This window comes from Paenibacillus sp. J22FR21 (assembly GCF_056269135.1).
The window spans coordinates 76,309-88,093 of record NZ_JBWDNJ010000011.1; the positions used below are offsets into that span (position 1 = coordinate 76,309).

Annotated in this window: 11 protein-coding genes; 10 read left to right on the forward strand and 1 reads right to left on the reverse strand. The window is 54.6% G+C overall.

Going from position 1 to position 11,785, the window contains the following annotated elements; genetic code table 11:
* The first annotated feature begins 20 nt into the window (after window positions 1-20).
* The 5 genes from AC0YNS_RS28210 (at window position 21) to AC0YNS_RS28230 (ending at window position 5,732) form a co-directional block, all read left to right on the forward strand.
* Window positions 21-881: a 3-hydroxybutyryl-CoA dehydrogenase gene (locus AC0YNS_RS28210; RefSeq protein WP_475784250.1), complete on the forward strand. Its 861-nt coding sequence runs from the start codon at window positions 21-23 to the stop codon at window positions 879-881.
* An 8-nt stretch (window positions 882-889) separates the two neighbouring features.
* Window positions 890-2,026 carry an acyl-CoA dehydrogenase family protein gene (locus tag AC0YNS_RS28215; RefSeq protein WP_475784251.1) on the forward strand — a complete coding sequence of 379 codons (1,137 nt, stop codon included), beginning with the start codon at window positions 890-892 and terminating at the stop codon, window positions 2,024-2,026.
* Between the two features lie 67 nt (window positions 2,027-2,093).
* Window positions 2,094-2,996 (forward strand): methylisocitrate lyase, encoded by a 903-nt coding sequence (gene prpB / locus AC0YNS_RS28220; RefSeq protein WP_475784252.1) that lies wholly within the window; start codon window positions 2,094-2,096, stop codon window positions 2,994-2,996.
* Between the two features lie 3 nt (window positions 2,997-2,999).
* Window positions 3,000-4,265, forward strand: coding sequence for a citrate/2-methylcitrate synthase (locus tag AC0YNS_RS28225; RefSeq protein WP_475784253.1), 1,266 nt, complete (start codon window positions 3,000-3,002; stop codon window positions 4,263-4,265).
* A gap of 24 nt (window positions 4,266-4,289) precedes the next feature.
* The gene (locus tag AC0YNS_RS28230; RefSeq protein WP_475784254.1) at window positions 4,290-5,732 is read left to right on the forward strand and encodes a bifunctional 2-methylcitrate dehydratase/aconitate hydratase; all 1,443 of its coding nucleotides are present in this window, start codon (window positions 4,290-4,292) and stop codon (window positions 5,730-5,732) included.
* Between the two features lie 276 nt (window positions 5,733-6,008).
* On the opposite strand, the gene AC0YNS_RS28235 is transcribed toward AC0YNS_RS28230, so the two are convergent.
* On the reverse strand, window positions 6,009-7,826 hold the full coding sequence (locus tag AC0YNS_RS28235; RefSeq protein ID WP_090985192.1) for an APC family permease: 1,818 nt from the start codon (window positions 7,824-7,826) through the stop codon (window positions 6,009-6,011).
* 231 nt (window positions 7,827-8,057) lie between these two features.
* Here AC0YNS_RS28235 and hisJ point away from each other — a divergent pair, with 231 nt between their 5' ends.
* The 5 genes from hisJ to AC0YNS_RS28260 all read left to right on the forward strand — a co-directional run bounded on the left by hisJ (window position 8,058) and on the right by AC0YNS_RS28260 (window position 11,779).
* Window positions 8,058-8,888 (forward strand): histidinol-phosphatase HisJ, encoded by an 831-nt coding sequence (hisJ, locus tag AC0YNS_RS28240; RefSeq protein ID WP_475784255.1) that lies wholly within the window; start codon window positions 8,058-8,060, stop codon window positions 8,886-8,888.
* Between the two features lie 112 nt (window positions 8,889-9,000).
* The gene (locus AC0YNS_RS28245) at window positions 9,001-9,741 is read left to right on the forward strand and encodes an MgtC/SapB family protein (RefSeq protein WP_475784256.1); all 741 of its coding nucleotides are present in this window, start codon (window positions 9,001-9,003) and stop codon (window positions 9,739-9,741) included.
* 17 nt (window positions 9,742-9,758) lie between these two features.
* Complete coding sequence (locus AC0YNS_RS28250; protein WP_475784257.1) at window positions 9,759-10,697, forward strand: metallophosphoesterase family protein; 939 nt, start codon at window positions 9,759-9,761, stop codon at window positions 10,695-10,697.
* A 170-nt stretch (window positions 10,698-10,867) separates the two neighbouring features.
* Window positions 10,868-11,425, forward strand: coding sequence for an SLOG family protein (locus tag AC0YNS_RS28255; protein WP_475784258.1), 558 nt, complete (start codon window positions 10,868-10,870; stop codon window positions 11,423-11,425).
* A gap of 15 nt (window positions 11,426-11,440) precedes the next feature.
* The gene (locus AC0YNS_RS28260) at window positions 11,441-11,779 is read left to right on the forward strand and encodes a DUF1904 family protein (protein WP_475784259.1); all 339 of its coding nucleotides are present in this window, start codon (window positions 11,441-11,443) and stop codon (window positions 11,777-11,779) included.
* The last annotated feature ends 6 nt before the right edge of the window (window positions 11,780-11,785 follow it).

Below are 11,785 nucleotides of genomic sequence, written 5' to 3' on the forward strand. Positions count from 1 at the left end.
AGGGAAGGCGGTAGTCAATCATGGCAGATATCCACCATGTGTCGGTCGTCGGAGCAGGCCAGATGGGAAGCGGTATTGCGCTTGTTGCTGCGCAAGCAGGCTGTCAAGTGCTGCTGCATGATGCGGAAGCGGCTCGTGTCAGCAAGGCATTGGCGCAAATCGGCATGCAGCTCACCAGCAGCGTTGCGAAAGGCAGAACTACAGAAGGGTCGGCTCTGCAGACGCTTGGAAGGATTACCGCAGCGGCTGACTTGGAGGCGGCCTCCGGCGCTGATCTTGTCATCGAAGCGGTAACTGAAAGCATGCCGGTGAAGAAGGCTCTGCTTGCTAAGCTCGATGGCATTTGCGGGTCGGGGGCGATTCTCGCTAGCAATACCTCATCGCTGTCGCTTACAGAATTGGCAGCGGCGACGGGGCGGCCGGAGCAGGTGATCGGCATGCATTTTATGAACCCTGTACCGGTTATGAAGCTGGTTGAAATCATTCGTGGATTGCGGACGTCGGATGATGTCTATATCGCTGTAGCGAAGCTGGCAGAGAGGATGGGGAAGACGCCGCTGGAGGTGCGGGATTTTCCGGGCTTCGTGTCCAACCGCGTTCTGATGCCGATGATCAACGAGGCTGTGTACACGGTATATGAAGGCGTGGCTTCGATTGAGGCTGTCGACGGCGTGATGAAGCTTGGCATGAATCATCCGATGGGACCGCTGGCATTGGCCGATCTGATTGGGCTGGACACCTGCCTCGCCATTATGGAAACGCTGCATGAAGGCTTCGGCGATTCCAAATACAGGCCTTGTCCGCTGCTTCGCAATTACGTAGCTGCCGGTTGGCTCGGGCGCAAGAGCGGGCGAGGCTTTTACGTGTACGAAGGGGGCTGACCGCTGCCATGCTGCTGCATTTTACGGATGAACAAGAACGGTTGCGCGCCAGGGTACGGGAATTTGCCATGCAGGAAGTAGCCAAAGTCATCCCTGAAATGGAGGAGCATGACCGCTTCCCGGCGCAGCTCGTAAGGGAGATGGGCGCAAGGGGCTTGATGGGGCTGCCTGTGCCGGCTGAATGGGGCGGAAGCGGGCTTGAGCTAACCTCCTATATTCTCACGATTGAAGAGATTGCTCGGGTTAGCGCGACGGTTGGCGTTATTTTGTCGGTGCATACGTCTGTTGGAACGCTTCCGATTCTATACCATGGCACTACGGAGCAGAAGCTGCGATGTCTGCCTAAGCTCGCCTCGGGTGAATGGTTAGGCGCTTTCGCATTAACAGAGCCGCACGCGGGCTCAGATGCCTCGACGATTCGGACGGCAGCGGTCCGACATGAGGATAACTACGTGCTGAACGGCACGAAGGTGTTCATTACGAATGCGGGTGAGGCAGATCAGTACGTGCTGTTCGCATCGGTGCATAACGGCGTGAAAGGCAGTGTAGGCGGGATTACTGCATTTCTGGTGGAGAAGGATACGCCGGGCTTCCGTGTGGGTAAAAAGGAGAAAAAAATGGGGCTGCACGGATCGAACACCTGCGAGCTGATCCTGGAGGATGCGATCGTGCCCGCAGGTCAGCGCCTCGGCGAGGAAGGGCAAGGCTTCGCCATCGCCAAATCAGCGCTGAACGGCGGGCGGATCGGCATTGGCGCGCAGGCGCTCGGTATTGCGCGAGCGGCACTGGCGTTGAGCGAGCAGCAACTGCGTGCGCTGCCGCCAAGGGAACGGAGCAGAGCCGCGGCGGAGTATCGGGAGCTTGCGGCGCAGGTGGAGGCGGCGGCGCTGCTCGTGTACCGCGCGGCGGATATGCATCAGCGCGGCGTACGCTGCACGAAGGAAGCGTCCATGGCGAAGATGTTCGCGAGCGATACGGCGATGCATGTGACGACGAAGACGCTGCAGTGGTGCGACGGCGGTGGTTTGGCAGATGAACTGCATGCCGAGCGGTTGTTCCGCGATGCGAAGGTAACGCAAATTTACGAGGGTACGAACGAGATTCATCGGTTGGTGATTTCCGGGGAGCTGCTCCGGGGCAGTTAACGGATAACAGTTAATCTGTTGGCGGTTTGCTTGCTTGCCGCTCTGTTGTGAAGGGAGATGGGAGCTTATGGGTTCAATGAATCGCAGCTCGCCGGGGCTTCGGCTTCGAGAAGCGCTTCAGCAGGAGAAGCCGCTTCAAGTAGCAGGAGTAATAAATGCTTACGCCGCGCTGCTCGCGGAGTCGGCGGGTTTTCATGTACTGTATGTGTCCGGCGCAGGAGTGGCAAACGCATCGTTCGGGTTGCCGGACCTCGGCATTACGACGCAGGGTGATGTGCTTGAGGACGTGCGGCGTATCAGCAGCGCTGTTGATCTACCTCTGCTTGTGGACGCCGATACCGGCTTCGGTTCGGCGTTTAACATTGCGCGCACCGTGCGCGAGATGATCCGCGCCGGTGCGGCTGGTATTCATATCGAGGATCAGGTGGCCGCCAAGCGCTGCGGGCATCGACCGAACAAAGCCATCGTCAGCCCAGCGGAGATGGTGGATCGCATTCGAAGCGCGGCAGATGCGAAGGTTGACGCGGATTTTGTGCTTATGGCACGTACGGATGCGCTCGCTTCGGAGGGAATGGAAGGCGCAGTCGCAAGGGCGCAGGCGTATGTGGAGGCCGGCGCAGATATGATTTTTCTGGAGGCGGCGGGCAGCTTGGAGGAGTATCGTGCATTCACCGATGTGGTTAAGGTGCCGGTTCTAGCGAATGTAACGGAATTCGGGCGTACGCCGCTCTTCACGGTCGATGAGCTGGCAGCCGTGGGCGTATCGCTGGTGCTGTATCCGCTGTCGGCGTTCCGTGCGATGAATGCGGCAGCACTGAAGGTGTATCAGACGATTCGGGAGCAAGGGTCTCAAGCCTCCGTGCTTGGCGGCATGCAGACACGCGAGGAGCTGTACCGCTATCTTGGCTACTACGATTATGAGCGCAAGCTGGATGCGCTGTTCGCCGCACGGAACTCGGAGGAGGAATGAGGGATGACCGTGAAGAAGCCCGGAGGTTTGGCAGGCATTGAAGCCGGTGAAACGGCAATCAGTACGGTAGGCAAAAACGGACTTGGACTCACTTACCGCGGTTATTCCATCGAGGACTTGGCAGAACACGGCAGCTTCGAGGAGACGGCTTATCTGCTCATTCGCGGCAAGCTTCCGAATGTCGATGAGCTTGCGGCTTATCGGCGCAAACTGGCGGAAGCGAGCCAACTGCCGGAGACGCTGCAGCGCATCTTGGAGCTCTTGCCTGCTGATGCCCATCCGATGGAGGTGCTGCAGGTAGGCTGCACCGCGCTCGGGACGATGGAGCCGGAATCGACTTCGGTTGGCACAGCCGATATTGCGGATCGGCTGATTGCTCTGACGGGCCCGATGCTGCTGCATTGGTATCATTTTCATAGGCAGGCTGTTGGTGGGGATGGTTCGGTGGAGGAGCCTCAGTTGAAATCCTCGGCAAGCGAAGTTTCGGTTGACGTTAAAGCTGCTGAGGGAGTGGAATCCGAAGTCACTTCGGATGCCCCCGGCTCGGACAGTTCGGACACCGGCGAGGTGCAAGAAGAGCTGTTCGACCTCGATCATTACACAGTTGCGGGGCATTTTCTTTATCTGCTTCACGGCAAACATGCGGAGCATCTCGCGATTCGCGTATTCGATATTTCGCTTATTCTGTATGCCGAGCATGAGTTTAACGCATCGACGTTTGCCGCTCGCGTAACGGCTTCTACGCTATCGAACTATTACTCTTGTATTGCAACCGGAATAGGCACGCTGCGGGGCAATCTTCACGGCGGAGCGAATGAGGCTGTCATGGAGTTGATCACCCAGTTCGATAATGCGGAGGAAGCAGAAGCGGCCACGCGTGCGAGGCTGGCGGCGAAGCAGCTCATTATGGGGTTCGGCCACCGCGTGTACACCGTTTCCGATCCGCGTTCGGACATCATCAAGAAATGGTCGGAGACGCTCTCGCTGTGGGCGGAGGACAGCCATCTCTATTCGGTTTCGGAAGCGGTTGAACAGGTGATGCGTCAGGAAAAAAGCTTATTCCCAAACCTCGACTTCTACAGCGCGACCGCCTATCATTTCATGGGCATCCCTACTCCGATGTTCACGCCGATCTTCGTCATCTCCCGTTTGACGGGCTGGACGGCACACATCATGGAGCAGCGGCAAAATAACCGTATTATCCGGCCGACCGCCGCTTATGTCGGACCTGATCCGCTGCCTTGGCTGGCTGTTCATGAACGTCATTAAGCAATGATGGGAGGTGCTAACGCCATGGGATATGGTCAGGATAATATTCGGCCAGAGCCGGATCAAGTGCTTGCCGATATGGCTTCTTACGTAACGGACTACAAGGTGGACAGCGAGTTGGCCTATGAAACGGCTCGCTATTGTTTGATGGATACGCTGGGCTGCGGCATGCTGGCGTTAAACTATCCGGCTTGCACGAAGCTGCTCGGACCGATTGTGCCGGGGGCAGAGATGGAAGGCGGCGTACATGTGCCGGGGACCGCGTTTCGGCTAGATCCGGTGACGGCTGCTTTCAACATTGGCTGTATGATTCGCTGGCTGGATTACAATGACACTTGGCTCGCCGCGGAGTGGGGCCATCCATCCGATAATCTCGGGGCGATTCTCGCTTCTGCCGACTACGCAAGCAAGGTAAGGCAGGCTGCCGGACAGCCTCCGCTTGTCATGCGCGATGTGCTGACTGCCATGATCAAGGCGCATGAGCTGCAAGGCGTGATGGCACTTGAAAATAGCTTCAACCGAGTAGGACTTGACCATGTCGTGCTTGTTAAAGTGGCGTCCACCGCAGTAGCAACGGGCTTGCTTGGGGGGACGAAGGAAGAGATCACGGACGCGTTGTCCCATGCGTGGATTGACGGCCAAGCGCTTCGCACCTACAGGCATGCGCCGAACACCGGATCGCGCAAATCCTGGGCTGCCGGCGATGCAACGAGCCGCGCATTGAGACTGGCGCTCATGGTGCTGCGCGGGGAAATGGGCTATCCGTCCGCGCTGTCGGCGAAGGGGTGGGGCTTTTATGATGTGCTTTTCAAAGGTCGACCGTTCTCGCTCTCGCGTCCATATGGCTCCTACGTTATGGAACATGTGTTATTCAAAATCTCGTTTCCGGCCGAATTCCACGCACAAACTGCGGTGGAGAGCGCCATCGCGCTGCATCCCCTCGTTGCCGATAGACTTGATGAGATCACTCGAATTACCATTACCACGCACGAGTCCGCCATCCGTATCATCGATAAGAAAGGTCCGCTGCACAATCCGGCTGATCGCGATCATTGTTTGCAATATATGACGGCGATTGGTCTGCTCCACGGATCGTTAACTGCCGATCATTACGAGGATGAGGCGGCTGCAGATCCGCGAGTTGACCATTTGCGAAGCCTAATGGAGGTGAAGGAGCGGCCGGACTTCACGGAGGACTATCTGGACCCGGACAAACGCTCCATCGCGAACAGCGTGCAGGTGTTCTTCACAGACGGCAGCGCGACGAATGAGGTACTGACGGAATATCCAATTGGCCACAGGCGTAGGAGAGACGAAGGTATCCCACTGTTAAAGCGGAAGTTCGAGTCCAACCTGCTGACGCGGTTCTCACCGGAGCAGACAGCACGGATTATAGCAGTGTGCGAAGACCCGCAGCTGCTGGAACCGATGAGCGTGAGCGCGTTTCTAGAGCTATTCGCCCCTTGAAGAGAACCGACTCGCTAACTTAGGAGTCGGTTATTTGTTAGCCGCGGTGAACGCGTCAGCTAACTATCGCTAACCTGCTCTAAGTTACTCGTAAGCCTTGGCGGCTCTCAGCCGCCGAAACCCCTCGCACCTCCACCTCGACAAACGCCTCTTGAGAATCGAAAAAAGCGACTCTCAGAGTCAAAAAAGCCGAAAAACAAAGCCGAGAGTTCAAAAATCGAACTCTCGGCCGCGAAAAGCAGGCGGGGACAGCAGACAGCCCCTTCCAAAAATCAACTAACGGTGCAACCGGTAAGGAACCGTCGCAATAACAACGTCCTTCTGGTTGAAAAGGTAAGCACGAAGCAGCAGACTCGACTGGTTGTGCAGAATGTTATGCCACCAGTGCCTCGTGATGAATTGCGGAATCAGCACGGTGATATGATCCGTTTCCTGCGTCTTCCATTCGACCGTCTCGATGAAGCGGACAAGCGGACGGATAATGCTGCGGTAGCTCGATCGCAGGACGATCAGCCTCACGCCGGGATCCCACTCTTCCCATTTCTTCTCGAGCCGCTCGATTTCTTCCTCGTCGAACCCGACATAGACGGCAACCACATTATCCGTCAGCGATTTGGCATAACTGATGGACTGCAGAACGACCTTCGTAATACCAGCGACCGGAACCACGATGGTGCTGCCTTTAATGGCCGGCTTTTCTTTATCAATGTTGATGCGAAGCTCGTCCGCGGTGTTCATATAGTGACGGTTGATCTTGTAGAACCCGATAATAACGATCGGCAAGAAGATGAAGACCATCCAAATCTGACTAAACTTCGTGAAAATAAAGATTAACGTAATGATGAGCGTGGTCAACATCCCAATGGTATTAACCGTCAGCCCAACGCCCCAGTTTGCCGGTTTAAGCTTAATCCAGCGGACCATCATCCCAAGCTGGGAGAGCGTGAACGGGATAAATACCCCCACCGCGTAGAGCGGGATGAGATTCTCCGTATCCCCATGGAACAGGACAACCAAGAGCGCGGAGAACACGCCTAGAAAAATAATCCCGTTCGAGAAACCGAGCCGATCTCCGCGCACCATGAAGGCATGGGGCATGTACTTGTCTTTGGCCAGCATGAACGCGAGCAACGGGAAAGCCGAGTAGGCGGTGTTGGCAGCCAAGAACAGAATTAATGCGGTAATCCCTTGAATCGCATAATAGAGGATGCCTCGTCCGAACGTCGCATTCGCGATTTGGGAAACGACGGTTTCCGTAGCGCTCGGCACGATGCCGTACCAATAAGCGAGCAAGCTGATACCGATGAACATCGCGCCGAGAATGGTACCCATCATGATCAGCGTTGTTGCGGCATTGCGCTCCGCCGGTTTCTTGAAGTTCGGGATCGCATTGGACACGGCCTCGACGCCGGTGAGCGCCGAACACCCGGAGCTGAATGCCTTAAGTAACATGAACAAACTGATGTTGGACACCGCAGCACCGATCTCCGGCACATCGGCATGGACACCGCCTACGATTACTTTGACAACGCCTGCTATGATCAATACGAAGATAGCACCGACGAACAGATAGACGGGATAAGCGAGAACAGAAGCGGATTCCCCAATTCCCCGCAGGTTCATGACCGTTAGAAACACGATCATGATTAAGGCGACGCTGACCCGATGATCATGCAGCGAAGGGAATGCGGATGTGATGGCGTCCGTTCCTGCCGATGAACTAACGGCTACGGTCAGAATGTAGTCGACCAGCAGCGATCCGCCTGCAAGCAGCCCGGTGGAAGTACCTAAGTTATCTTTGGCCACGACATAAGCGCCGCCGCCTTTGGGATAAGCGAAGATGGTTTGACGATACGAAATGATTAGTATTAGTAATAGACCGAGCACGGCAATGGATATCGGAATGGAGTACCACACTGCGGCAAAACCGGCAGCCATGAGTACGAGCAAGATCTGCTCCGTTCCGTACGCGACCGACGACAAGGCGTCGGAGGAAAGTACGGCGAGTGCTTTAAGCTTACTGAGCTTCTCGCCTTCTAGTTCTGCGCTTTTCATCGGCCGCCCGATAAGAAGTCGTTTGAATCGGCTGATCATACATGTTCCTCTCTTCTTTGCATGGGGCATGGAGTGAAAAATTTACAAGGATTTCTATTTTATATTAACCTAAATGAACAGAATTCATTATAACAGAAATGCCGCTTGTTGGAAGAAGCAGTTTTGCGTGCGTCGATGCTTATTGAAGGCATTCATCAAGATGATATACTGAGTAGGTACATATTGCCATTCGGGCAGTCATTATGCGGTTAGAGGAGTTGGTAGAGCAGCATGTCAAACGTAATGAAATGGGATGGACATACGCATACAAAGTTTTGCTACCATGGCAGCGATGCACCATCGGAACACTATGTGGACCGTGCCATTGAGCTTGGTTTTACACGATATACAATTAGCGAGCATCCGCCGCTTCCCGCAAATTGGGTGCAGGATGCGAAGCTGATGTACGAGCTTGCCATGTCGAACGAGGAGCTCCCTCTCTATATGGCTTATGCGAAGTCGATCAAGCAGCAATATGAAGGGAAAATCGAAATCGCCGTCGGCCTCGAGCTGGATTATTTGCAAGGCGCGCTGCCGTTTACGGAAGCGATCATCGAGCAGTACCAGCAGCAGCTGGAGGATGTCGTTTATTCAGTTCACTACTTACCGGGTAAAGACGGTATGTATTGTGTTGATTTCTCGGCAGACGATTTCACGGCAAACCTCTTAAGTTACTACGGCACGATGGAGAAGGTCGTGGACGAATACTATAACCACGTCGAAGCGGCTATTGCCTTCGCGAGTAAGCTTCCGATGCGTAAACGGATCGGTCATATTAATTTGATTGAGAAATTCGCACTCAAGCTCCCGCCGATCGATGAAGCACAAATTCGGAGCCGCTTGACGACCATCTTACCGCTGCTGCAACAAGGAAATATCGGGATCGACGTCAATACGGCGGGTCTTCGTGTGCCTAGCTGCGGCAAGCCTTATGTGCCGGAATGGTTCATGCAGGCATGCATGACCAAGGGAATTGAACTGGTTTACGGCTCGGACGCACATCGTCCTGAGCATGTCGGCTCCGGCTGGGATTGGTTCGAATCGCAATTTGCACGCAGCTAGAAGCTCTGGGCTTATGTAAGGAATATATATTTTTTCGGCCTATCAGTAGGCATTCGCTGTCGCTTTGCGTATAGATAAGCAAAGGACCATAAACCAAGAAGGATTGACGCATATGGGAGAAACAGCGGTTCAAGTGTACGACCCCAGCATTTGGCAAATCAGTTATTTGGAGCTGACGATTCGATTAGTGCTGGCGCTATTTCTAGGTGGTTTGATCGGCTTAGAACGCGAGCTTGGCGGACATTCAGCCGGATTTAGGACACATATTCTCGTTTGTTTGGGATCAGCGGCGATCGTCTTGTTATCTATGTACGGATTTGCTGAGTTTGCTTCCGATCCGAATGTTCGGCTCGATCCGGCCCGGTTAGCGGCGCAGGTGATCAGCGGGATTGGTTTTCTTGGTGCAGGGACGATTCTGCGAACAGGGATCACGGTTTCAGGACTTACGACGGCAGCCTCACTGTGGGTGGTTGCAGCGATTGGACTTACGGCAGGTGCGGGATTCTATTATGGCTCTGCAGTACTCACACTGCTAGTCGTGGTCAGCTTGTTTTTCCTGAATAAGTTCGAGAAGAAGTTCTCGCGAACCAAGCGCAAGCAGGATCTGGTGATGAAAATCAATAAAGATTCCGCAAGCCTGAACAAAGTAGTCACTCAGCTTCACCACTTCGGCATCCAGATCAGCAAAATCATCGTCGAGAACGAAGAAGCCGCGCAAGGCGATTTCGGCGAGATGCTGATTGTCCGCATGCAAGTGAAGCTTAATTATAAGAAGCGGTTCGAGGAAGTCATCGTTTCGCTTGCTTCAATTGAAGGCGTTATCGGGATTGAAGCCGGTGGAGAATCGCTTTAAGATGGGAGATGATTCAGATGGGGAAAGAACTGCATTACCGCGAGGACGGCACGTTTACCATCGTGCAATTTACAGATCTTCATTGGCAGAACGGGGAGCCGGGCGACATCCTGACTCGATTGCTGATGGAGCGGGTGCTCGACAAAACTTCTCCAGACTTGGTCATCTTTACAGGCGATGTGATTTACAGCGATGACTGCATCGATCCGAAGCAGTCGTTCCGCGAGGCGGTGCGTGAAGTCGATGCCCGGGGAATCCCGTGGGCAGCCGTGTTTGGCAACCATGACTCCGAGCATGAGGTCACGCGAGAAGAGTTGATGGACGTCCAATTGGAGCATGAGCATTGCGTGAGTCAGGCAGGACCGGAGGGGATTACCGGTGTAGGTAATTTCGTGCTGCTGGTCAGAGAGCCCGGCAGCGGCAAGCCGCATCATGCCCTCTACCTGCTCGACAGCGGGAGCTATTCCGAGAATCCGAATCTTGAGGGGTATGCCTGGATCAGCCGTGACCAGATCGATTGGTATACGGAGCAATCCGCGGCACTGACGGATGCAAACGATGGTGAGCCGCTTTCCTCGCTCGCATTCTTCCATATTCCTTTGCCCGAATACGACGAAGTATGGCGCAAAGAGCTGTGTTATGGCAGCAAATACGAGAATGTCGCATGCGCGCCGATCAATTCCGGCATGTTCACGGCGATGGTGGAGATGGGCGATATCGTAGGAACTTTTTGCGGGCATGATCATGTCAATGATTATTGGGGCGAAATGTATGGCATCAGCCTTTGTTACGGCCGGGCCAGCGGGTATCAGACCTACGGCCGGGAAGGCTTCCACCGGGGCGCGCGCGTCATTAAGCTGAACAAGGGAGCGCGGGCGTTTACAACCGAGATCCTGCTGGATGATGGGACGGTCATTCGCGAGCCGAAGGCACATTACCCGAAAGGGATGGAATAGAATGACGGAGCTGTCTCGAACGTGCGCTGATGCGCGGTTTGAGACAGCTTTTTCGTTGCTCGGAGCAAGTGACAGGGCTGTGAATGCGTCCAAAAGTTCGTGACAGCTGGTGAAATTTCGCCACTCGTATGCTACCCTTATCTGGAAGAGTAGGCGAGGAGCAAACCGCGATGAAGCAGGTACTGATTACAGGCTATAGAGCAACAGAGCTGGGCATCTTCTCGGCCAAGCATCCCGGCATCGCCATTATCAAGAAGGCGCTGAAGAAGCAGATTACGGCTCTTGCGGAGGATGGACTGGAGTGGGTGATTGTAAGCGGCGGCTGGGGCGTGGAGCTGTGGGCAGCGGAAGTGACCATCGAGCTGAAAGCCAGCTACGAGAGCTTGCGCCTCGCGATTATTACGCCTTTTCTGGAGCAGGAAGAGAACTGGAACGAGCAGAAGAAAACGACGTACAGCGAGATTCTGGCTGGCGCGGATTACGTGAGCGCTATCTCTAAGCAGAAATATGATGGACCATGGCAGTTCAAAGCGAGAGATCGTTTCCTGCTCGATAACTCCGAAGGACTCATTCTCATCTATGATGAGGAACAGGACGGGTCGCCGCGTTATTTGCTGGAGCTGGCTAAGCAGCATGCCGAGATCACGCCTGACTACCGGATCATTACGATATCCGGCTACGATTTGCAAAGCATTGCAGAGGAAGAGCAGCTGCATGAATATGAGTAAAAGCGAGGATGACCTATGCCCCAATTAAGCGTACGAGGCGTTGAAACGTCTATTTTGGTGGAAGTGAGCAAGGATTTGGTCGAAGAAATGGCCGGTATCTGTCAGTGTGGCACCGATAATTTCACCATTGACGGGCTGCATATGATTTCTGTGTTCGGAGGCGAAACGGTGCCGACTTATCCGTTCGTCGAGATCGCTTGGTTCGATAGGGGACAAGTCATTCAAGATGAGCTTGCCCATGCCGTAACGAAACATCTGAATAAGGCCGGTGTCGGTGAAGTTGAGGTTGTGTTCAAGGTGTATCAAGAAACCGCCTATTATATCAACGGTCGTCCTTGTGCGACGCCGGAATAGCGCAGC